Raw genomic sequence first — 22,729 nt, forward strand, 5'->3', positions numbered from 1 at the left:
CCAGGGCTCGACAGCTGCTACGCAATTTCACTTTGAAGATGTGTAGATACTTATGCTGCGATGAGGGTTTAGTCGATGACGCTGAATTCCAGGCGGGCGGTTTGGCCGGCTTCGTCGAGGACGCTGAGTTGGTAGCGGCCCAGGTGTTCGAAGCTGGCGTTGATGAAGTCCTGGTTGGCGCTGTCGCCCAGTGGCGCGCCGTTGAGGAACCACCAGCGCCGGCCACTGCCGCCGAGGGCGGAGATTTTCAGGCGCAAGGTTTGCTGGCTGGCGGCGGGCAGGCGCAGTTGGTCGCCCTCGCGTACGCCAACGATCGACAGCGGTGAAGACGCGGCCAGCGCCGGTGGCGGGCAATCGGCGTCAGCGGGCGGGATGCGTGCTTCGCGGCGTTCGGCCCTTGGCAGCCAGGGTTCCAGGGGCGCAGGCCACAGGGCGATGTTTTTCGGCTCCGCACCCGGGCAATGGGCGTCGACCCGCAAGCCTTTGGCATTGACCCATACGCTTTCCATCAGGCCCACGCTCAACGGTTGGTCCAGTGCCTGCAAGGTCGGCGGCGTGGTGTTGTCCAGCGTCCAGGCGAAGCGCTGGCGGCGGCAATTGGGGTCGCTGCGGCTCATGGGCTGGCCTAGTGGCCAACAGATCGCTGCCACGCCGACATTGGCGGGCACCGGTTTGACCGGCGCGCTGATGCCGCGCTGGCTGTCGCGGTTGCTCAGTACGTCGTGCACCTGCAACATCAACGGCGCCGCCGAGGCCAGCCCGAACTGGCCCGGCACCGGCGTGCCGTCCGGGCGGCCGATCCACACGCCGATCAAGTAACGCGGCCCCACGCCAATCGCCCAGGCATCACGAAAGCCGTAGCTGGTGCCGGTCTTCCAGGCCAGGACCGGGCGTTGCACCAGCTCGGCACGCGGGTCGCGGTCGGGACGCGCCTGGCCGCTGAGTATGCGCCGCACAATCCAGGCGGACCCTGGCGACAGTAATGGCCGCTCCCTAAGCGCATCGTCCGGCTGTAATCGAATAGTTGCACTCCTGCCGTCACGGGCGAAGGCGCTATAGCCGCTCACCAGATCTTCCAGACGGCTGCCTGCGCCGCCCAGGATCAAGGCCAGGTTCGGCTCGGCCAACGCCGGCAACGCCAAAGGCACCCCCCCGATACGCATCTCGGCGGCGAACCGCTTCGGCCCATAGGCTTCCAGCAACTGTACCGCCGGCAGGTTGAGCGAACTGGACAGCGCCGTACTCGCCGGCACTGCGCCGGTAAAACCCATGGAGAAGTTGCCCGGCCGGTAATCCCCGTAACGCCGCGGCACGTCCTGCAGCAGGGACTCAGAATGAATCAGCCCGTCATCAAGGGCCATGCCGTAGAGAAAGGGTTTCAAGGTGGAGCCCGGCGAACGCAGTGCGCTGATCATGTCCACATGGCCAAAACGCTTGGCATCATTGATGTCCACCGAGCCGAGGTAGGCGCGTACCGCCATGGTTTCTTCCTCCACCACCAGGATCGCGGCGGAGGTGTGCTCCGGCAAGCGTGCACGCCAACCCAACAGCAGGTCTTCGAGGCGGCGTTGCAGGGTGGCATCCAGGGTGGTGCGGATCAGCGGCGGGCTGTCGGGGCGGTTCAGGCGGCGCGCGAGCAGGGGCGCCAAGCTCGGCTCCAGGCGCGGGGCGAGCAGCAGCGGTTCCTGCAGGGCTTCATCGACGGCGGCTTGCGGCCACACCTTGAACTCGCCAAGACGACGCAGCACTTTGTCGCGCGCTTCCTGGGCACGCTGCGGGTGACGGTCCGGGCGCAATCGGCTGGGCGCCTGGGGCAAAACCGCGAGCAAGGCGGCTTCGGCATGGGTCAATTGTGATGGAGACTTGCCCAGATACGCCCAACTGGCCGCCGCCACGCCCTGCAATGTTCCGCCAAACGGTGCGCGATTCAGGTAGAGGTTGAGGATTTCCTCCTTGGACAGGTGCCATTCCAACTGCGCCGTGCGCCACAACTGGCGCAACTTGCCGTGGAAGGTGCGCGAATGCGGATCCAACAACCGCGCCACCTGCATCGACAACGTACTGCCCCCCGACACCACACGCGCCCCGGTCAGGTTCTGCCAAGTCGCCCGTACCAGCGCCAGCGGGTTTACGCCAGGATGCTGATAGAACCAACGGTCTTCATAGGTGAGCAACGCATCCAGGTAATACGGCGACACTTCGCTGGTTTGCACGGGATAGCGCCACACCCCATTCGCATCGGCAAACCGCCATAACGGCGTGCCATCCTCAGCCAACACCACCCGCGCCAAATCATCCTGGGGCAACGGCAACGGCCAAACCCGATCCGCCCCCCATAACAACACCACCAACAACACCACTGCCCCCAAAGCCCAGCGCAGTAAATGTGGGAGCGTACACCCGCAAATGACGCAACTTAATCGCAAATTCAACCGAGCAAACCTCTATGCTTGTAGGGAACTAGCCTCTCGCAATAACAACCAAAGACACAGATACGCCCACCTCTTCATCAGGACACACACATGCAGGTAGAAAGCTTTTTCGAATGGCTGGGCCAGGCGCTCGGTTCCATCATCCGCTTTATCGTCGATGGCCTCAGCGGCCTGTTCGGTGCCCTGACCAACGCCGGCGGCAACTTCGTCGAAGGCCTGTCCCGCACCTTGGGCATGGACACCTCGATCATCAGCATCATCACCCTGATCATCGGCCTGCTGTTCCTGTATTCCGCCGTACGCGCCTTCATGCGCGCCTCGGTCATCATGGGCATCATCTGGCTACTGCTCGGCCTATGGCTCCTGAGCTGGGTCGTCCACTAACCCTACAAACACCTCAAACCCCCTGTGGGAGCCAGTCCTGCCAGTTAGGTTATCAGCGCCCCTTGATCACCAAATCCGCCGGCGTCTCCCCCACCGCCTGCCAATTCGGCCGGTACATCGACTCCACCTGCGGCGGTGGTACGCGATAAGTCCCCGGTGTCACCGCCCGCGCCAGATACAGCAGGTGCGTGGTGCCAGACCCCTCCAGATTAATCGCCGCCACATACCGATCATCCCTGAACTCCTGATGCTTGAGCGACGCGTTCTGCATCGACTCACGCCACTCCTTCACTTGGCTGCTGGCGTTCTCCAGGCTGGCAGCACTCTGCGCCAGGTTCTGGTTTTCAAGCTCCAGGCCAGCGGGCAGCAAATCCACCACCAAGGCATCCGGCACACGTTGCTTGGCACCGACCGCCAGATGCACCAGCACCAGATCCCCACTGTTGAGGCTACGAAGATTCAACGGCTGGCCATTCATGCCCAGGTACTCACGACGAATACTCAGGTTGTCGCCGCCGGCAGCCGGAGGCACCTGTGGATAACCCGAGATCGTCAGTTGCTGATACACCGGTGTTTCGCCCTGATTGCTCAAGGTTAAATCACTGGAAAGCAGCTTACCGTCCAGCGCCAGCGTCGATTGTTGATTATTCAACTCTTGCACACCGCCACTGCCGGTCAGCGACACCTGCCAGTTCGAATCCGGCTTGGCGAAACCGAGGCGCCCCGCCAGGAACAACGAATTACGCTCCTGGGTCGACAGATACGGACTGGCCGCCAGTTGATCCGACAGCGTAAACAAGCGCTCCTCACGCTTGCCCTTGGCCAAATCGTTTTCTTCCAATAACGCCAGGATCATTGCCTGATCGCGCAGCGGGCTGCCGTAATCGGCCAACCATTCATTGGCATTGCGCTGCGCCGCCAGCCCGGCCAGCAAGGCTTGATCGGCACGCGGCTGGTCGCCCATCTTCTGCAACGCGATAGCCAACTGCACCAGCGGCAACCCGGAGCGGGCGTCGCTGCGTCGTTCAAAGATGCTGCGCAACGCGCCCAACGGTGCCTGCTGACTGCGCGCCAAGACCATACCGGCGTAGGCCTGCACGGCAAAGCGCGTGTGATCGGCGTTATCGCTGTAGTCGACATCGATCAGGTTGCGCTCCTGCACATAACGCAGCAGGCGCTCGCTGGCCTTTTTCAAGGCTTCAGGCGGTACCGCAAAACCCTGATCTCGGGCGCGCAACAGGAAGTCGGTGACATAGGCCGTCAGCCAATATTCTTCTTCACCATCGGCGCCCCACAAACCAAAGCTGCCGTTGTAGCGCTGCATGCCCAGCAAACGTTCAATGCCCAGCTCGATCTTGCGTTTGCGCTCGCTGTCCGACTCGCCCTTTATCGACAGGCGCTTGAGCAACGCATCGTCCGCATACAGCGATGGGTACAGGCCGCTTGCCGTCTGTTCCAGGCAACCGTAAGGGTAAGCCTTGAGTGCACTGATCTGCGCACCGAGGTTCAACGGCGGCCGGCTCGACAGGCTCAGCAGGGCCTGGCGCCCCGAGGTATCGAATTGATCCAGGGTACCCGGTGGCAGGCTCCACGGCTGATCCTTGAGTACCGCGCGATAATGTTTGAGCAGTGCCGGATACGCCGGCCGCACGCCCAAGGTCCATTCACGGGTGAACGGCGGCAGGTGCTCACCTGGCAAGTCCAGCCCATTCACGGTCACCTTGACCTTGCCCTGCCCCAACCCGCCCCAGGCTTTTACGGGGATGCGCAAGGTGGTGCGTTGGCCTTGTGTCAGCTCGACGGTTTGCGCGCCGCTGTTGACCAATTCCAACTGCCCCTCGGCAGTCAGTTGCACATCAAGCTTCTGCGCCTTGCCCGACAGGTTGGACAGGTCCAGCGCCAACGTTGTCTGGTCACCACCGGCCAGGAAGCGTGGCGCCGACAGTTCGGCAATCAGCGGTGCAGCAATGACCGTCTTGGCTTCAGCCATGCCGTAGCGGTCATCGCTCCAGGCCTGGGCCATCAGGCGCAGTTCGCCGTTGAAGTCGGGAATATTGACGCTGACTTCGCCTTCGCCCTGCTCATTCAAAGTGACCGGCGCGCTTTGCAGGGCAACGATGGTCACACTGGTGTCCGGACGCTTGCCGCCCTTGGCCAACGCTGCGTCACCACCAAACGCCAGGCTGGCCAGGCGACCCTGGCCGGCCTCGATCAACTGACCGTAGATATCGAACTGGTCCACGCCATACGCCTTGCGGCCGAACAGGCTGGAATACGGGTCCGGTGTCGGGTATTCGGTGATGTTGAGGATGCCCACGTCCACCGCCGCCACCAGTACGTGCACCTGTTTCGGCACGCTGCCATCGGCATTTTTAGCCGAGATCTTCACCGCCAGCGGTTGTTTGGGGCGCATTTTTTCCGGCGCAGTGAGGGTCACGCCCAGTTTGCGCTGGGTGCGATCCAGCGGCAGGTGCAGCAGGCCCACTGCACGTTTGGGGGTGATATTGGCTTTACGCTCGCCTGGGCGAATCACCAGGGCACTCACGTACAAGTCATGCCGCGACCATTTCGGGTCGAGCTTCACGGCGAAGCTTTTGCCCTCGGCAGGCACGTCGATTTCCTGCCACCACAGCGGCCCTTCGGCGGACTCCACCAGCAGGTAGCCTTTACCGGCTGCCGGTGGCGTGACGGTGACATTGGCGGTGTCACCATCGCCATACGCGGGTTTGTCCAGCGCCAGCTTGACCTGATCGGGGCGCACAGCGCCGCCTTCGGTATTGTCCTGGCCCTGGTAGCCGGCCCAGAAGCGCAAGCTGCTGACCAACCCCGTCTGCGGGTCTTCGACCTCGACGCGGTACGGGCCCCACTCCACCTGGAAGCTGACCTTGGCGGTGTCGCCAGCCTTGATAGTCAGGGTCTGCTCGTCAAGGTTGAGGAATTTCTCGTTGAAGTGATAGCTCCAGCCATCGTTCTCGGAGTAGTTCCAGTAGTAGTCACGGCGCTCGCGCACCAGGCGTACCTTGAGGTTTTGCGCGGCGAGTTTCTGCCCATCCTGATTGGCCAGCAGTACTTCAAATTCCGCCGGGCCATCGCCATTGGTTTCGGTGCCGTCAAACAACCCACGCAGGCCCGGAAGCTGCTCGGCGGGCCAGATCGGCTGCACCAGACGCCGCGTGATCGGGCGCCCGCCGGACTCTTGCAGGCTGGCTTGCACGATCAATTGCAACGGCGACTTCGCGTCGGCCCACTTGCTTTCCAGGGTCATCGCTTCCTGGCCCTTGGCGTCGAGCACGCTTTCATCCAGTTCGAAATCCTGGCTCAACTCTTCTTCGGTAACAGAGCCGAACTGGTAGCCCGGCAATGACTTGACCGCTTCGCGCAACGGGCGCACATAAACCTGACCACTGACGCGGTTGCCCGATGCTGGCGCACCGTACAGGTAACGGCCGTTAACCTGAATGACCGGGTTGTCCGCGGGGCTCAGCGCGGTGTCGCTGCCCTTGAGTTCCAGCGCCAGGCGCTCGGGCAAGAAGTCTTCAACGAGGAACTCATACAACTGCGGTTTGCCATCGCCCAGGTCGAATACCAGCTGCCAGCGCCCAGTCGGCGCTTCGCCGGCCAGTTGCAGCTGGTATTGATAAAGACCGGAGGCATCCGCATCCCAGACGAATTTGCGGCTCACCTGCTCGTCCGGGCGACGCACTTCGACGCTCACCGGCTGCGGTTTGACGGCATTGCCGTCCTTGTCCCGCAACAGTGCATTGAGCAGTACCGTTTCACCGGGGCGATACAGATCACGCGGGCCGAACACAAAGAACTGCAAGGGGTGGGAAGGCTGGCCGCCAATGTCGAATTCGGCCAGGTCCAGTGCAGCGCTGTCGAGGCGCAACAGACTGGTCTGTTCACCCTGCTTGGCCAGGAGCACCTGGGCCTTTTTCGGCAGCGGCAATTCAGCGTGGCCGCCCTTCTCGGTCTTGCCCTGGCCCAACACACGGCCCTCGGCGTCGAGTACTTCAAGGTCAACCCCATCCAGTGCCTTGCCGCCTTCCAGCGCCTGGGTAAACACATCCAATCGGTTGGCGTAGCGGTGCACCGACAGGCCAATGTCACTCAAGGTGAACAGCGTGGCCGGTTGCGAATAGTTGTAGGTGCCCGACGCACGCATCACCGCCAGGTACACGCCCGGCTGCTGCAGTTGCTTGAGGCCGGCGATCGGCAGTAAAAGGGTTTCGCGAGTGTTGCGCGCCGGGTTCAAGTCGAAACGGCCACCGTAGACCAGGTCGGCCAGCGGCAGCAGTTCGCGGGATCCATAACTTTGCAGGCTGGTATTACGCCCCCACTGCGCCAGGAATGACGGCAAGGATTCGGGCTTGATGCGGAAGAACTCGACGTCGATCTTGTCGACGTTCAGCGCAATCACCGGCAGGCCTTCTGCCAGGCGCGTCGGCAACAAGGTGCCACGGCTGGCGAAGCCGACAGTGGCTTGCAGGTCGCGGGTTTCCAGACGGGCGATGTACTCGGCGGCGAGCGTTTTGTCGTTGACCGCCTTCACCCCGGCATCCACCGTGAGCACCAGTTTACGCTGTGGCTCCAGGTGGCGAAGGCGCAGCTCCATGAGGTTGTCGGAGATTTCCCAGGCGCCATCGACCTTGCCGGACTTGCTGTCCACCAAGTGCAATTTGTCAGCGAATTTCTGATCGGGGTCCAGCGGAATGGAAAAGCTCACCGACAAGGTACTGGCCCCATCGAGCTGCACTTCAGACACGTCCACCACGCTCAACTCACGCCCGGCGTAGCGTTGCTTCAGCGCCGCCACATCCACCGCCGCTTTAGCCGGCTTGGGTGCAACCGTTGCCGCCGCAGGCGCGGTCGGGGCAGTCGGTTTATCGGAAGAATCGCAGGCGCTCAGCAGGGCCAGCGCGCAGGCCAGGAACAATCCTTTGTTAAGCATGAGGCACTCGTAGTGGGAGGGACCGAAGGACTCACTATATATCAGCCCGAGTGGGGCCGATGAGGTGCTGGTCACATTGACCGACGGGAGGATGGTTTGGTTCTAAGGGGCTTCCAGACCAAGCCAAATCCCACAAACAACAGAGATCTAAATGTGGGAGCTGGCTTGCCAGCTCCCACATTGGTTCCGCGGTGTCATGGAGGGACAGTTACAATACCCCTCCCCAAAGGAGCCCTCATGACCACCCTGCTCACCGACTGGCGCCACCGCCCCACCCACCGCCGCGTCTGGGCCCTGGCTGCGCCGATGATCCTGTCGAACATCTCGGTGCCGCTCGTAGCGCTGGTCGACAGCATGGTCATCGGCCACCTGCCCCACGCCCACCAACTGGGTGCCGTGGCCGTCGGCGCCAGCCTGTATACCTTCCTCGCCTGGGCCATGGGTTTCCTGCGCATGGGCTCCACCGGTTTCGCCGCCCAAGCTGCCGGGCGCAATGATGGGGCAGCGCTGCGGCAAATCCTGCTGCAAGGTTTGCTGTTGGCACTGGGCCTGGCGATGCTGCTCGGCACCGTGGGCATCCCGCTGAGCCATCTGGCGCTGGAGTGGATGCAGCCCTCCCCCGAGCTCAATCAACTGACGCAGGATTTCTTCCACACCCGCCTCTTCGGCCTGCCCGCCGCGCTGGCCAGCTACGCGCTGGTCGGCTGGTTCCTCGGCACACAAAACGCCCGCGCGCCGCTGGCGATTCTGCTGACCACCAACCTGGTCAACATCGCCCTCAACCTGTGGTTCGTACTGGGCCTGGATTGGGGGGTGGTCGGCTCCGCCCGCGCCTCGGTCGTTGCCGAATGGACCGGCGCCCTGCTGGGCCTCGCGCTGACGCAAAAAGCCCTGCGCGCCTACCCCGGTCACATCGCCTGGGCGGCACTGAAGCTGTGGGAAAGCTGGCGCCCGCTATTGGCGGTCAACCGCGACATCTTCATCCGCAGCCTCGCGCTGCAATCGGTGTTTTTCATGATCACCGTACAAGGCGCCCGCCTGGGCGACGCTACCGTGGCCGCCAACGCGCTGCTGCTCAACGGCCTGTTGCTGACCGCCCACGCCCTGGATGGGTTGGCTCACGCCGTCGAGGCCCTGTGCGGCCACGCCATCGGCGCCCATGACCGCCCAGCGCTGCGCCGTTCGCTGGTAGTGGCCGGCGGCTGGTCGCTGATCGCCAGCGTCGGTTTCGCGCTGCTGTTCACCGTCGCTGGCCACTTGTTTATCGCCATGCAGACCGATATTCCCAGCGTACGCGAAACCGCCGACATCTACCTGCCTTACCTCGCGGTATTGCCGTTGATTGCGGTGTGGAGTTACTTGCTGGATGGTTTGTTTATCGGCGCTACGCGCGCGCGGGAGATGCGCAATGGGATGCTGTTGACGGTATTGCTGACATTACCTGTCGCATGGATGTTGCAAGGCTTGGGCAACCACGGGCTGTGGATAACCTTCCTGATGTTTATGGCGGTGCGCAGCCTGACGCTGTGGGCGATTGCCTGGCGTTTAAATCGGCGGGGGTTATGGCTAGGTAGCAACTGAAGAAATGAGATCCAAATGTGGGAGCGGGCTTGCTCGCGAAAGCGGTGGGTCAGTCAACATTTTCGGTGACTGACACTCCGCTTTCGCGAGCAAGCCCGCTCCCACATTAGATTGATGTCAGCTCAGATTACGAGGACAAGTACGAAGACCGCGTCAGCCCCAAGCGCAACGCATCCAGGAACTGAGTACGCTCCGACGCACTGATCTTCGCACTTGCACACTTGTCGCGGTAATGCGTCATCAACTCTTCCGGCGACAAGTGCACATACCGCAGCATGTCTTCGATTGTGTCGTGGGTCTCGATACCCGCGCTGTACACCGACCCATCTTCACGCTGGTAGATGTTCACCGAATCGGTGTCACCAAACAGGTTGTGCATGTCACCGAGGATTTCCTGGTAAGCGCCCACCAGGAAGATCCCCAGCAAGTAGTCCTCACCTTCGTTCAAGGCGTGAACCGGCAGGCTGGTCTCGATGCTCTGCTCATCGACGTACTGCTTGATCTTGCCGTCGGAGTCGCAGGTCAGGTCTTGTAGCACGGCACGGCGCAGCGGCTCTTCGTCGAGGCGATGCAGCGGCAGGATCGGCAATACCTGGCCGATGGCCCAGGTGTCCGGCAGGCTCTGGAACACCGAGAAGTTGCAGATGTACTTGTCGGCCAGCTTGTCGTTGAGTTCGTCCAGCACTTGGCGGTGTGAGCGCTGGCGGGCTTTCAACGAGTTGTGCAGGCGACGGCACACGGCGAAGTAGCACTGCTCGGCCAGGGCTTTTTCGGCCAGGGTCAGCTTGCCGTCGGCGTACTGGGTGGCCACGTCGCTCATGTAGTGAGTGGCGCGCCAGTAGGTCTCGGTGACCATCTCGATGTCGGTCGGGCCGAGCAGGTCCACCAGCCATTGCACGGTTTCCGGCAGGCTTTCCTTGTTTTCGATGGTCGGGATTTCGTCGTTGTGTTTCTCGACGTCGGTGACCTGCACCACCAGCATGGCGTGGTGAGCGGTCAGGGAGCGGCCGCTTTCAGAGAAGATGTTCGGGTGCGGCAGGCTCTGCGCATCGCAGAATTCCTTGAGCATGCCCACGACCACGCCGGCGTAGTCGTCCATGTCGTAGTTGATCGAGCTGGCGTTACGCGAGTGCGTACCGTCGTAGTCCACGCCCAGACCACCGCCCACGTCGATGTGGTCCACCGGCAAGCCGAGGTTGCGCAGTTCGCCGTAGTAACGAATGGCCTCCTTGAACCCGTGCTGGTAGTCGGCCAGGTTGGCGATCTGCGAGCCCATGTGGAAGTGCAGCAGGCGAATGCCCTGGTCCAGGCCCGCCGCGCGGAAGCGCTCGACCACAGACAGCAGTTGCGCCGCCGACAAACCGAACTTGGACTTCTCGCCACCGGTGTCTGCCCACTTGCTCGACGCCAGGGACGACAAGCGCACGCGCAGGCCGACCTGTGGCTTGACCTTGAGGCTGGCGGCCTCTTCGATCACCAGCTCAACTTCGGATTCTTTCTCGATCACGATGAACACGTTGTGGCCGAGCTTTTGGCCCATCAGCGCGAGGCGGATGAACTCACGGTCTTTGTAACCGTTGCAGACGATGGTGCCGCCCTTCGGCGCCAGGGCCAGTACGGCCAGCAGCTCAGGCTTGGAGCCGGCTTCCAGGCCGATGGACACATTCTGGGTGGCGATGATGTTCTCGATCACCGCTTCCTGCTGGTTCACCTTGATCGGGTACAGCGCGGTGTACTTGCTCTGGTATTCCAGGCGCTCGATGTTCGAATCGAAGGCGCCGGTCAGCTGGCGTACACGGTCTTGCAGAATGTCGGGGAAGCGCACCAGCAACGGCAGCGACAGGCCGCTTTTACGCAATTCGTCGACTTGCTCGTACAGGTCGACGGGCGTGCTGTTCGGGCCGTTCGGACGGACTTCAACGCGACCGGCTTCATTGATCGCGAAATACCCGGCCCCCCAATGGCGGATCCCGTAAACACTGCGGCTGTCCGCAACTGTCCATTGGCTGCCATCGTCTTTGCGTGTGCGTCGTACGGACATCGAAGTCCCCTATAAATGAAGGCGAAGGCGCCACCTCTCGCAGAGGCTGGCGCAGTCTAAAGAATGAAAATGACGATTTGCCTGTGAGGGAGGTAGACCTCATTCGCAGGACAGAGTTTAGACACAGGTCGGGAAGAGGCTTTCAGCCGCCGGACTTCTTGGCCTTGTACCCGAGCTTGATCAGCTCGGCCAACAGCAATTCGACGTGATCGCCCTGGATCTCGATGACGCCGTCTTTCAACGCGCCGCCGGTGCCGCAGCGCTTCTTCAGCGTGGTGGCGAGTTCCTTCAGCGCGTCTTCTGCCAGCGGCACGCCGGTGATGGTGGTCACCGTCTTGCCGCCACGGCCCTTGCTCTCGCGTCGCACGCGGGCAATACCGTCGCCTTCGGGGATCAGGGTCTGTTTACAGGTACACGCGTCCACGGGCTGGCGACAGTCCGGGCAGTGTCGACCTGCGTCGGTGGAAAATACCAGGCCGCCCAGGGCGGCGAAGGATGCGGCTTTTTTGGCCACCGGCAATCCTCTTGGGGGATGAAAAGTGGCGCAGTGTAACGACAAAAAGCCCACTTGCTAAGGGCCAAATGGCGCCATTTCATGCAACTTTAGCGACGTGACGCCAGATAGCGTCGCAAGCCTTCCTGGGCGTCCGGGCAGTAAGGCTTTTGTTCAGCCTCCTGCAGGACTGCTTCAATCGGTAAAAAGCGCGCTTCCATGACCTCTTCGGGCTGCAGGCGCAGCGGCCCGTCCCAGACAGCGGAGTAGGATTTGCACCAGAGTTTGCTGTCACCGTCTTCGAAGTAGAAATGATCGTGTTCGGTCAGCTCCACACCGCTGACGCCCAATTCCTCCTCCAACTCGCGGGCCGCCGATAAGGCGTAGGACTCGCCCGCCGCCACCATCCCACCCGCTGCCGTGTCCCAGAAACCGGGATACATGGCTTTGCTCAGGGTGCGTCGATGCACACACAGCTCACCACGGGCGTTAAACAGGAAGATAAAGGTGCACCGGCCGATCAGGCCACGCTGGCGCAGGTCGGACCTGACAAGGGTGCCGAGCAGGTTGTCCTGCTCGTCGACCCAGCAGATCAGTTCAGCATCGGAAGCCGCGCGGTGCGCGGCCTCCTTTTGAGGAGCGTCCATCATCAACCCTGGTTGAGGAGCTGACGCAAGTCGATCACTGCAGCGTTGGCCCGGGAAATGTAGTTGGCCATGACGAGCGAGTGGTTCGCCAGTATGCCGAAGCCACTGCCATTAAGGATCATAGGACTCCAAACCGGCTCCTGCGAGGCTTCCAGCTCACGGATGATCTGGCGCACGCTGACGGTGGCGTTTTTCTTGGCCAGCACGTCGGCGAAGTCGACTTCGATGGCGCGCAGCAGGTGGGACAGGGCCCAAGCTTGACCGCGAGCCTCGTAGAACACGTTATCGATCTGCATCCATGGGGTTTCCACCACTTCTTCATCGACCTGCGGTACTTCACCCGGCGCCAGCGCCTCGGTTTTCAGAGCGGTGTTCAATTTCACCCGACCCACACTGGCCGACAGGCGTTGCGACAGCGAACCCAAACGGGTGGCGACGTCGCCCAGCCAGTTGTTCAGGTTGTCGGCGCGGGCATAGAACAGCGCACCGCGCTGATTCGGGTCGGACAGACGTGCTTCATAGCGGCTCAGGGAGTTGATGCCTTCTTGGTACTCCGACTCACTGGACGGCAGCACCCAGCTTTTGTTGTCGAAGTTGAAGCGTGGCTCGGCCTTGGCCAAATCAGCGTCTTCGGCCGACTGCGACTGGGAACGGGCGAAGTCCTTACGCAGGGCGCGCGTCAGGTCGCGCACCTGCACCAGCACGCCATATTCCCAACTCGGCATGTTGTCCATCCACAGACCCGGCGGGAAGCGGTCATTGGAAATGTAGCCACCCGGCTTGTTCAGCAAGGTGCCGACCACGGTCTTGAGGGTTTCGACGGTAGTGAACCCTACCACCATCTGCTTGCCGTCTTTTTCGGCGGCAATCTGCGCATTTTGCTGGACCGGAAACAGCGCCGGCTCTTCGCTCCAGTACCAGCCGAGCGCGCCGGTGACCAACAGGTACAGGCCGAGGACGCTCAGCAATGCCCGACTCATCAGCAGCGTACGGAAGTAGCTGCGGTTGGCCGACTTGGGCTCAGGCGCAGGGCCTTTGGCACTGCCTGCACGGTTTTTCCAGTCCAGCATGGCGATATCCTTTCAATCACTTGAGTTCATGCACTTGAATTGATGGCGTGCGTTCAAACACTCCGACCACAACCCTACCCCATCGTGCCCGCCCATGCGGGGCTTTTCGCCAAACTGGCGCACAGGGAGAGTTCGACTATAAAGGATGCACGCTTTTTCCGCTGCGCGACCACCGGGTCAGCAACTGAATAACAAGGAAGAGCAGTTTATTGACGCAAGACACTCATCCCATCGGAAAGATGGTGCTAGCATAGAGCCACCACTCGACCTCAGCATGCACCCTAACTAGTAGTCAGGATATGACCGAGCCAGAAGACCCCAGCCGTGAGCGTCTCAAGCAGCATTTTGCCCAGCGGGTAATTCATCAGGCACGTCAAATTCTTGAGATCTGGCAGCGCCTGCAACGCAGCGAATGGTCCGGCGCCGACCTCTCCGAACTCAGCGAAGCCAATTTGCGCCTGCTGCGCTTTGCCGAGCGCTTCGAACAACCCGAGCACGGCCAGTTGGCGCGGCATATCGGCGAATCACTCAAAGCAGTGGACGACAACCGTGGCCGCCTGAGCAGCCAACTGATCACCGAACTCAACCGCTTGATGCAGCGCCTGTCCCGCACCGGCCTGCGCCAGGGCGACCAGTTCGAACACACCTTTCTGCCGCCGATGCGCAAGCCGATCTACGTGATGCTGGCCGATCACGATCGCGCCGAGCGCCTGGCCAAGCAACTGGAATTCTTTGGCATGAGCGCCCAATCCCTCGACAGTGTGGCGGCATTTCGCGCGTCGATGGCCGAACGCTTGCCTTCGGCGATTGTGATGGATGTGGATTTCTGCGGCACAGGGCTGGGGCTCAAGCTCGCCGCCGAAGCCCAGGAGGGCCTGGAGCACAAGTTGCCGCTGCTGTTTTTCAGCCTCCACGAAACCGATACGCCAACTCGCTTGGCCGCCGTGCGCGCCGGGGGCCAGGAATTCCTCACCGGCACCCTGGAAGCCTCCAGCCTGCTGGAAAAAATCGAAGTACTGACCTGCGTCGCCCAGTACGAGCCGTATAAAGTGCTGATCATCGATGACTCGCGGGCCCAGGCGCTGCACACCGAGCGGCTGCTCAACAGCGCCGGCATCGTCACCCGCACGCTGATCGAACCGATCCAGGCCATGGCCGAGCTGGCGGATTTCCAGCCGGACCTGATCATCCTCGACATGTACATGCCCGCCTGTACCGGTACCGAACTGGCCAAGGTCATCCGCCATAACGACCGTTACGTCAGCGTGCCGATCATCTACCTGTCGGCCGAAGACGATCTGGACAAGCAACTGGACGCCATGAGCGAAGGCGGCGACGACTTCCTCACCAAGCCGATCAAGCCGCGCCACCTGATCACCACCGTGCGCAACCGCGCGGCCCGTGCGCGCAACCTCAAGGCGCGGATGGTGCGCGACAGCCTGACCGGGCTGTACAACCACACCCACATCCTGCAATTGCTCGAAGACTGCAGCTTTCGCGCACGCCGCGAGAACAAGCCGTTGAGCTTTGCCATGCTCGATATCGACCACTTCAAGCGGGTCAATGACAGCCACGGCCACCCCATGGGCGACCGCGTGATCAAGAGCCTGGCGCTGTTTCTCAAGCAGCGACTGCGCAAGACTGACTATATCGGGCGCTACGGCGGCGAAGAATTCGCCATCGTGATGCCTGACACCGACCTGGAATCGGCCTGCAAGGTCCTGGATGATATCCGTGGGCGCTTTGCGGAAATCCACTACCCGGCCCAGCCCGAGGATTTGTGGTGCACCTTCAGCGCCGGGCTGGTGGAACTGTGCGACGGTTCCGACAGCCTGATGATGGCCGCCCAGGCCGATGAAGCGCTGTACCGTGCCAAGCATGCCGGGCGTAACCGCGTGCAAGCGGCGCGCACATCAAAGCAAAGTGCCATCTTTTCACCTGAATTCACCGATTCGGTCATAACGCTGTAATGGAAACGCAATAACTTCAGGCACTTATCTTTTGCTGTCGGTTGAAACCACGCATGCGCCTGAAGCTGCTGACCAATCTCAACACCCTCCTTCTTGTGGCCGTGTGCCTGGCGCTCGGGGCGACGCTGTGGTGGTCGCAGCGCGCTCTGGAACGGCCGTATTTGCTGATGGAGCGCTACTTGGGCCTGTCGCAGGCTTTTCAGAACCAGGCCGCGCGCAATATTGACGACTACCTGGCCAGCGGCGACGCGCTGCGCCTGAGCAGCGCCAGCCAGAGCCTGGAAAGCCTGTTGCAAGACCTGGATCAACTGCCCGCCGACCTGGCGCAAAGCCTGCGCCCCAGCCTGGTGGACCTGGATGCCTTCAGCAAGACTGACCTGCTCGCCGCCGGCAAATTAGCGGGTGACCCACAGGCCCTGCTGCTGCAAGCCGAGCGCGAACTCGGCGCGAACCTGGAGCAACTGGGCCAGTACGCCATCGGCGTCAATTCTGCAGAGGCCGCACGTTACCTGCCGCCACTGCTGGCGGCGTCCCAGCATCTGGCCAAACTGTCCCTGGCCCGCGACAAACTGGTGAGCAGCGGGCGCGCGGAACTGGCTGATGATGTGGAGCGCGAAGTCGGCAATATCCGCAGCCAGGCGGATGTGCTGGAACAACTGCCGCTGTTGGGCGTAAAGGCCAGCGCCGAATCCAGCGCGGATGATTTTTCCGCGCTGATGGGCCTGGAAAACACTGAGAAAACCGAGGCCCAAGACACCGGCGTCGACCTCAAGCGCGAACTCAACAGCTTATTGACCCGCTACCCTGCCGAACTCAAGCGCACCCGCGAACAGATCCAGCAACGCGCCGGACTGGCCGCCGCTACCCACCTGAAAATCAAGGCCGTGCAGGAAGCCATCGCCGGCCTGGAGCCGGTGGTGCGCGCGCAGCACGGCACGATCCAGGGCGAAGTTCGCCTGATGCAAGGGGTGATGATCGGCCTGATCCTGCTGATCGCGCTGTTGATCGACACCTTGCAACGGCGCCTGGCACGCGTGCTGACCAATCTCGCGCCGGCCCTGTCGACTTGGGCCGAGGGCGACTTCAGCCAGCCGATTGCCCTGGGCAAGACCAACCGTGAGCTGCACGATATCGAAGCCTCGCTGAACCGCCTGCGTGCCTATCTGGTGGACTTGGTGGGCACTATTCGCGGCAATGCCGAGGAAGTCGCCGGCAGCAGTCGGGCATTGGCCGAACTGAGCAGCGGCCTGCACGACGGTGCCAAACGCCAGGCTGGGGATACCGCGCAGATCCGCGATTCGCTGGGGGAACTGGAAGCGACCATCCAGCAAGTCGCCGGCGATGCCAGCCAGGCCGCGGGCGCCAGTCGCAGTGCCGGCCAGGCGGTAGAGCAAGGCCAACGCGTGATCGGCCTGAGCCTGACCGGGCTGCACGCCCTGGTGGGCGAAGTGCAGCAAAACGCGCAGATGATCGAAAAACTCGCCGAAGAATCCGCCACCATCGGCGGCGTGCTCACGGTGATTCGCGCGATTGCCGAGCAGACCAATCTGCTGGCCCTCAACGCTGCCATCGAGGCTGCCCGTGCCGGTGAAGCCGGACGTGGTTTTGCCGTGGTCGCCGACGAAGTCCGCTCCCTGGCCCAACGCACCGCTGGCGCCACGGCGGAGATCCAGACCCTGATTGCGGGCCTGCAAAGCGCCGCCCACCAATCCGTGCAAGGCATGCGCGCCCAGGTCGAACACGCAGAAGCCACCGCCCAACAGGCCCAGGCGGCGGACGGTGCGCTGGATGAGATCGTCGGCGCGATCCAGACCATTTCCGACACGGCCGTGCGCATTGCCGATGTGACGGCGCAGCAGAGTGGGGCCGTGAGTGAGATTCGCGATAACAGTGAGCGGATTCATCAGCTGGGTGAGGATAACTTGCTGCGCATTGGTCAGGGGCGCAGCCAGGGTGAGCATCTGCTGGTACTCGGTGGGCAGCTCAACACCGCGGTGCAGGCGTTCCGCGTCTAATCCGATCTACCGCCTCATCAAGATCACGGGCTATGCGCAGATCAAAACTGTGGGAGCTGGCTTGCCTGCGATAGCGGTGGGCCAGTTAACACATCCGGTACTGACACACCGCCATCGCAGGCAAGCCAGCGCCCACATTGAATCTCCATCAACTTCAAAGACGTACCACCAATGACCAGATCCCACGACTTGGTCACATACTTTGCGCTATCCTCGCTAATCGTGCTGCCTACTGCATAGAACTGGACAGTCACAAAGGCTTTGCGGCATAGTCGCCGGGTTCTGCCGTACTCACATCAATAACAAGGAACAGCCGATGGCGACCTTACTGGTTCTTCACGGACCCAACCTGAACCTGCTCGGCACCCGTGAACCGGGCGTCTACGGGGCAGTTACCCTGGATCAGATCAACCTCGATCTTGAGCGCAGGGCGCGTGAAGCCGGCCACCATCTGCTCTACCTGCAAAGCAATGCCGAGTACGAATTGATTGATCGCATCCATGCCGCGCGCGGCGAAGGCGTGGACTTTATCCTGATCAATCCCGCCGCTTTTACGCACACAAGCGTTGCATTACGTGACGCGCTGCTGGCGGTGAGCATCCCATTCATCGAAGTGCATTTGTCGAACGTGCACAAACGTGAACCTTTCCGCCATCACTCTTACTTCTCCGACGTAGCGGTAGGAGTGATCTGCGGCCTTGGCGCCAGCGGTTACCGACTGGCCCTGGAGGCCGCCCTGGAACAGCTTGAACAACCGGCCAAGCGCCCCTGACCGACCCTTGGGAGTTGATGATTCATGGATATCCGTAAAGTTAAGAAACTGATCGAGCTGCTGGAAGAATCCGGTATCGACGAGCTGGAAATCAAGGAAGGCGAAGAGTCCGTACGGATCAGCCGTCACAGCAAGACTCCGGCCCAACAGTTCTACGCGCCACAGATGCAAGCGCCGGCTCCGGCCGCTGCTGCTCCGGCCGCCGCACCTGCTGTCGCTGCACCTGCAGCACCCGCAGCGCCTGTGCTGAACGGTTTCGTGGTCAAGTCGCCAATGGTCGGTACGTTCTACCGTACCCCGGCACCGACGTCGCCAGCCTTCGTTGAAGTCGGCAAGACGGTGAAAGTGGGCGACACCATCTGCATCGTTGAAGCGATGAAGATGATGAACCACATCACCGCTGAGAAAGCCGGCGTCATCGAATCCATCCTGGTAGAAAACGGTCAGCCGGTTGAGTACGACCAGCCGCTGTTCACCATCGTTTGAACCGCGGAGCGCCTTCGATGTTGAAACCTGCGAAGAAACTGCAAAAAGTCCTGATCGCTAACCGCGGCGAGATCGCGCTGCGTATCCTGCGCGCCTGTAAGGAAGAGGGCATCAAGACCGTCGCTGTTTACTCGACGGCCGATACCGAATTGATGCACGTGAAACTGGCGGACGAAAGCATCTGCATCGGCCCGCCACTGGCCACGAACTCGTACCTGAAAGTCTCGAACATCATCGCCGCGGCAGAAGTGACCGGCGCTGATGGCATCCACCCGGGCTACGGTTTCCTTGCGGAAAACGCCGATTTCGCCGAACAGGTGGAAAAATCCGGGTTCGCCTTCATCGGCCCGAAAGCCGAAACCATTCGCCTGATGGGCGACAAGGTGTCGGCCAAGGACGCTATGATCGCGGCCGGCGTGCCCACCGTTCCTGGCTCCGACGGCCCGCTGCCGGAAGACGAAGAAACCGCTCTGCGCATTGGTCGCGAAGTCGGCTACCCAGTGATCATCAAGGCCGCCGGTGGCGGTGGTGGTCGCGGCATGCGTGTGGTGCACAAGGAAGAAGACCTGATCGAAGCCGCCAAGCAGACGCGCTCCGAAGCGGGCGCCTGGTTCGGCAACCCGATGGTCTACTTGGAAAAGTACCTGACAAACCCACGTCACGTGGAAGTGCAAGTATTGTCCGACGGCCAAGGCCACGCCATCCATCTCGGCGATCGCGATTGCTCGCTGCAACGTCGTCACCAGAAGGTGTTGGAAGAAGCGCCGGCCCCCGGCCTGGACGAAAAAGCGCGCCAGGAAGTACTGGCTCGTTGCGTCAAGGCGTGCATCGACATCAACTACCGTGGCGCCGGTACCTTCGAGTTTCTCTACGAGAACGGCCGCTTCTACTTCATCGAAATGAACACTCGTGTGCAGGTAGAGCACCCGGTTTCGGAGATGGTCACCGGTATCGACATCGTCAAGGAGATGCTGAGCATCGCCGCTGGCAACGTGTTGTCCTTTACCCAGGACGACGTGAAGATGCACGGCCACTCCCTGGAGTGCCGGATCAACGCCGAAGACCCGAAAACCTTTATCCCGAGTCCAGGCCTGGTCAAGCACTTCCATGCGCCAGGCGGCAACGGCGTTCGCGTCGATTCGCACCTGTACAGCGGCTACAAGGTTCCGTCCAACTACGACTCGCTGATCGGCAAGCTGATCACCTGGGGCGCCACCCGCGACGAGGCCATGGCCCGTATGCGCAATGCCCTGGACGAAATCGTGGTCGACGGCATCAAGACCAACATCCCGCTGCACCGGGACCTGGTTCGTGATGAAGGCTTCTGCGAGGGTGGTGTGAACATTCACTACCTGGAACACAAGCTGGCCAACCAGTAAGTGCTCCACTCAACAAAGCCGCCTTCGGGCGGCTTTGTTGTTTCTACTCCCCCCGGTTTCTGTGGAAAAACACCATCCCCTGTGGGAGCGGGCTTGCTCGCGAAGGCGGTGTGTCAAGTCATACATGTGCTGACTGATACACCGCCTTCGCGAGCAAGCCCGCTCCCACATTTTGTTGTGTGTGTATCCCCTGCACCGCATATCGTCGGCACAGTCGTCTTCTGCCCTCCGCTCGCGTAAACTTGCGCCCTTTCGCAGCCCAACCCCGCTGCACACTCATTTTTTCAAAGGTGCCCGCCATGCCTTGGCTGCAAGTCCGTCTCGCCATCAGCCCAGAACAAGCCGAAACCTATGAAGACGCGTTCCTCGAAGTGGGCGCTGTCTCGGTCACCTTCATGGACGCCGAAGACCAACCGATCTTCGAACCTGAACTCAACACCACCCCGCTGTGGTCCCACACCCATTTGCTGGCCCTGTTCGAAGACGGCACCGACGCTGCCGCCGTGCTGGCCCACATGGAATTGCTCACCGGCGGCCCATTGCCGGAGCATCACAGCGAAGTGATCGAAGACCAGGACTGGGAACGCAGCTGGATGGACAACTTCCAGCCGATGCGTTTCGGCCAGCGCCTGTGGATCGTGCCAAGCTGGCACGCCGCGCCTGAGCCGGATGCCGTCAACCTGCTGCTGGACCCGGGCCTCGCGTTCGGCACCGGCACCCACCCGACCACCGCCCTGTGCCTGGAATGGCTGGACGGCCAGGACCTGACCGACAGCCACGTGCTGGACTTCGGCTGCGGCTCGGGCATCCTGGCAATTGCCGCCCTGCTGCTCGGCGCAAAGGAAGCCGTGGGCACCGATATCGACGTACAGGCCCTGGAAGCCTCCCGCGATAACGCCGGACGCAACAACATTCCTGAAAGCAAATTCCCACTCTACCTGCCAGAGCAATTGCCCCAGGTGCAGGCCGATGTGCTCGTGGCGAACATTCTCGCCGGGCCGCTGGTGTCCCTGGCGCCGCAGCTGTCCAGCCTGGTCAAGCCGGGCGGCCGTTTGGCGCTGTCGGGCATCCTCGCAGAGCAAGGCGAAGACGTCGCCGCTGCCTACGCGCAGGATTTCGAGCTGGACCCCATCGCTAACCGTGATGGCTGGGTACGCATCAGCGGTCGTCGGCGCTAGAATGAGCGCTTGCCTGAATCGGATGGCCGCATGACCGACAGTTTCGTCACCCAGTGCCCGCATTGCCAAGCGCGCTTTCGCGTCAACCACGCCCAATTGAGCGTGGCTCGCGGCGTGGTGCGCTGCGGCTCGTGCCTGCAAGTGTTCAATGCAGCTCGCCAGTTGCTGGAGCAGCGTGGCCAAGTGCCGGCGCCGCAGCCTGATCTGCCTGATCTGCCTGCTGCCGAGCCTGTTCCAGAGATCACACTTGAGGCACCGCGGGCAATCAGCCAGAAGCAGTGGACCGCCGAAGAGCTGGACCTGGACAACCTTGACTTGGACGAAGAGCTGGCCAAGCTGGAACGTCGCGAGATTCAGCACACGCTGCCGGCGGGTGCAGAACGTCGCCAGCCCGGCGCCGAGCGTCGCCAAAAAGAAGAATCCTTCAGCGCCAGCCGCGACACGGTTAAAGCCGAAGAAGAAAAATGGGCCGCCAGCCTGTTCAGCGAACCGCCTGAAGAGCGTGCCCAAAGCACTGAAGCCGAACCCGAGCCGACGAACGCACCTGCGACCAAGCAGCGCACCGAACCGTCCATGTCGTTCCACACCGACGATATCGACGATGAACCGCCACTGCGTTCAACGCCAGAAGATGACGACACCGATCCGCCATTCACGCCATTGACCCAGTCGGCCGATGACGTTGAACCCGAAGAACGCCCCAAACCCCGGCGCAAGCGCCCGCGCGCCGAAACGAATGTGCACGACGACCAACTGCTGGATCTCGAAGACGACCCGCTGCACCTCTACGCGCAAAAGCGTCCGGCCAGCCTGGGCCGTCGCCTGATCTGGCTGTTGCTGGTACTGATCGCCGCCGCCGGTCTCGCAGGCCAGTACATCGCCTACCAATTCGACGAGCTGGCCCGCCAGGACGCCTATCGCCCCTGGTTCCAGGAACTGTGCCCTACACTGGGCTGCACCGTGCCGTCACGGGTCGATATTGCCCATATCAAGAGCAGCAACCTGGTGGTGCGCAGCCACCCGGACTTCGCCGGGGCGCTGGTAGTGGACGCGATCATCTATAACCGCGCGACCTTCTCCCAGCCCTTCCCGCTGTTGGAGCTGCGTTTTGCCGACTTGAACGGCGGCCTGATTGCCAGTCGTCGCTTCAAACCCGCCGAATACCTCAGCGGCGAACTGGCCGGCGTTAGCGAAATGCCATCACAGGTCCCGATCCACATCTCCCTGGACATCCTCGATCCGGGCAATAAAGCGGTGAATTACAGCCTGAGCTTTCACTCGCCCGAGTAAATCAAGGCCCGCATCGCGGATTGAATGGCTGGACCATCGG

Annotated in this window: 15 protein-coding genes; 9 read left to right on the top strand and 6 right to left on the bottom strand. The window is 61.8% G+C overall.

From position 1 onward, the window contains the following. Window positions 1-68: 68 nt before the first annotated feature. The gene (pbpC, locus tag JBO08_RS19150; protein ID WP_220074902.1) at window positions 69-2,381 is read right to left on the bottom strand and encodes a peptidoglycan glycosyltransferase PbpC; all 2,313 of its coding nucleotides are present in this window, start codon (window positions 2,379-2,381) and stop codon (window positions 69-71) included. A 141-nt stretch (window positions 2,382-2,522) separates the two neighbouring features. Between pbpC and JBO08_RS19155 the strand changes: the two genes are divergently transcribed. Beyond that, entirely contained in the window at window positions 2,523-2,816 is a 294-nt protein-coding gene (locus JBO08_RS19155; protein WP_049710209.1) for a hypothetical protein, read from the top strand. 52 nt (window positions 2,817-2,868) lie between these two features. Here the strand turns inward: JBO08_RS19155 and JBO08_RS19160 are convergent, their stop codons facing one another. Further along, window positions 2,869-7,767, bottom strand: a complete 4,899-nt coding sequence (locus JBO08_RS19160; protein WP_220074851.1) for an alpha-2-macroglobulin — start codon at window positions 7,765-7,767, stop codon at window positions 2,869-2,871. A 237-nt stretch (window positions 7,768-8,004) separates the two neighbouring features. Between JBO08_RS19160 and JBO08_RS19165 the strand changes: the two genes are divergently transcribed. Further along, window positions 8,005-9,348: an MATE family efflux transporter gene (locus tag JBO08_RS19165; RefSeq protein ID WP_065874281.1), complete on the top strand. Its 1,344-nt coding sequence runs from the start codon at window positions 8,005-8,007 to the stop codon at window positions 9,346-9,348. 127 nt (window positions 9,349-9,475) lie between these two features. On the opposite strand, the gene speA is transcribed toward JBO08_RS19165, so the two are convergent. The 4 genes from speA to JBO08_RS19185 form a co-directional block, all read right to left on the bottom strand. Continuing rightward, window positions 9,476-11,389, bottom strand: a complete 1,914-nt coding sequence (gene speA, locus JBO08_RS19170; RefSeq protein WP_065874282.1) for an arginine decarboxylase — start codon at window positions 11,387-11,389, stop codon at window positions 9,476-9,478. Between the two features lie 142 nt (window positions 11,390-11,531). Further along, on the bottom strand, window positions 11,532-11,903 hold the full coding sequence (locus tag JBO08_RS19175) for a translation initiation factor Sui1 (RefSeq protein ID WP_017849660.1): 372 nt from the start codon (window positions 11,901-11,903) through the stop codon (window positions 11,532-11,534). An 89-nt stretch (window positions 11,904-11,992) separates the two neighbouring features. Beyond that, complete coding sequence (locus JBO08_RS19180) at window positions 11,993-12,529, bottom strand: NUDIX hydrolase (RefSeq protein ID WP_065879936.1); 537 nt, start codon at window positions 12,527-12,529, stop codon at window positions 11,993-11,995. A 2-nt stretch (window positions 12,530-12,531) separates the two neighbouring features. Beyond that, window positions 12,532-13,599, bottom strand: a complete 1,068-nt coding sequence (locus JBO08_RS19185; protein ID WP_065874284.1) for a DUF2333 family protein — start codon at window positions 13,597-13,599, stop codon at window positions 12,532-12,534. A 299-nt stretch (window positions 13,600-13,898) separates the two neighbouring features. Here JBO08_RS19185 and JBO08_RS19190 point away from each other — a divergent pair, with 299 nt between their 5' ends. From JBO08_RS19190 to JBO08_RS19220, 7 genes are all read left to right on the top strand, one after another. Further along, on the top strand, window positions 13,899-15,569 hold the full coding sequence (locus tag JBO08_RS19190) for a PleD family two-component system response regulator (RefSeq protein ID WP_065874285.1): 1,671 nt from the start codon (window positions 13,899-13,901) through the stop codon (window positions 15,567-15,569). A gap of 1,466 nt (window positions 15,570-17,035) precedes the next feature. Continuing rightward, window positions 17,036-17,584 carry a methyl-accepting chemotaxis protein gene (locus JBO08_RS28515; protein ID WP_405045938.1) on the top strand — a complete coding sequence of 183 codons (549 nt, stop codon included), beginning with the start codon at window positions 17,036-17,038 and terminating at the stop codon, window positions 17,582-17,584. Between the two features lie 316 nt (window positions 17,585-17,900). Then, window positions 17,901-18,356 carry a type II 3-dehydroquinate dehydratase gene (gene aroQ / locus JBO08_RS19200; protein ID WP_012721999.1) on the top strand — a complete coding sequence of 152 codons (456 nt, stop codon included), beginning with the start codon at window positions 17,901-17,903 and terminating at the stop codon, window positions 18,354-18,356. Between the two features lie 24 nt (window positions 18,357-18,380). Then, window positions 18,381-18,842 carry an acetyl-CoA carboxylase biotin carboxyl carrier protein gene (accB, locus tag JBO08_RS19205; protein ID WP_065889044.1) on the top strand — a complete coding sequence of 154 codons (462 nt, stop codon included), beginning with the start codon at window positions 18,381-18,383 and terminating at the stop codon, window positions 18,840-18,842. 17 nt (window positions 18,843-18,859) lie between these two features. Beyond that, complete coding sequence (accC, locus tag JBO08_RS19210; protein ID WP_003188188.1) at window positions 18,860-20,221, top strand: acetyl-CoA carboxylase biotin carboxylase subunit; 1,362 nt, start codon at window positions 18,860-18,862, stop codon at window positions 20,219-20,221. Between the two features lie 299 nt (window positions 20,222-20,520). After that, window positions 20,521-21,399, top strand: coding sequence for a 50S ribosomal protein L11 methyltransferase (prmA, locus tag JBO08_RS19215; protein WP_065874288.1), 879 nt, complete (start codon window positions 20,521-20,523; stop codon window positions 21,397-21,399). Window positions 21,400-21,429: 30 nt separating this feature from the next. Continuing rightward, the gene (locus JBO08_RS19220) at window positions 21,430-22,689 is read left to right on the top strand and encodes a DUF3426 domain-containing protein (RefSeq protein WP_065879934.1); all 1,260 of its coding nucleotides are present in this window, start codon (window positions 21,430-21,432) and stop codon (window positions 22,687-22,689) included. Window positions 22,690-22,729 lie beyond the last annotated feature (40 nt).

This window comes from Pseudomonas sp. LAP_36 (assembly GCF_019456785.1).
Lineage (GTDB): Bacteria > Pseudomonadota > Gammaproteobacteria > Pseudomonadales > Pseudomonadaceae > Aquipseudomonas > Aquipseudomonas tritici.

Bases quoted from the DNA above. Each gene is read 5' to 3' on its own strand.
- JBO08_RS19155 (WP_049710209.1), top strand. From the start codon at position 2,523: ATGCAGGTAGAAAGCTTTTTCGAATGGCTGGGCCAGGCGCTCGGTTCC.
- accC (WP_003188188.1), top strand. From the start codon at position 18,860: ATGTTGAAACCTGCGAAGAAACTGCAAAAAGTCCTGATCGCTAACCGC.
- accB (WP_065889044.1), top strand. From the start codon at position 18,381: ATGGATATCCGTAAAGTTAAGAAACTGATCGAGCTGCTGGAAGAATCC.
- speA (WP_065874282.1), bottom strand. From the start codon at position 11,389: ATGTCCGTACGACGCACACGCAAAGACGATGGCAGCCAATGGACAGTT.
- aroQ (WP_012721999.1), top strand. From the start codon at position 17,901: ATGGCGACCTTACTGGTTCTTCACGGACCCAACCTGAACCTGCTCGGC.
- JBO08_RS19220 (WP_065879934.1), top strand. From the start codon at position 21,430: ATGACCGACAGTTTCGTCACCCAGTGCCCGCATTGCCAAGCGCGCTTT.
- JBO08_RS19180 (WP_065879936.1), bottom strand. From the start codon at position 12,529: ATGGACGCTCCTCAAAAGGAGGCCGCGCACCGCGCGGCTTCCGATGCT.
- JBO08_RS19160 (WP_220074851.1), bottom strand. From the start codon at position 7,767: ATGCTTAACAAAGGATTGTTCCTGGCCTGCGCGCTGGCCCTGCTGAGC.
- prmA (WP_065874288.1), top strand. From the start codon at position 20,521: ATGCCTTGGCTGCAAGTCCGTCTCGCCATCAGCCCAGAACAAGCCGAA.
- JBO08_RS19190 (WP_065874285.1), top strand. From the start codon at position 13,899: ATGACCGAGCCAGAAGACCCCAGCCGTGAGCGTCTCAAGCAGCATTTT.
- JBO08_RS19165 (WP_065874281.1), top strand. From the start codon at position 8,005: ATGACCACCCTGCTCACCGACTGGCGCCACCGCCCCACCCACCGCCGC.
- JBO08_RS19185 (WP_065874284.1), bottom strand. From the start codon at position 13,599: ATGCTGGACTGGAAAAACCGTGCAGGCAGTGCCAAAGGCCCTGCGCCT.
- JBO08_RS28515 (WP_405045938.1), top strand. From the start codon at position 17,036: ATGATCGAAAAACTCGCCGAAGAATCCGCCACCATCGGCGGCGTGCTC.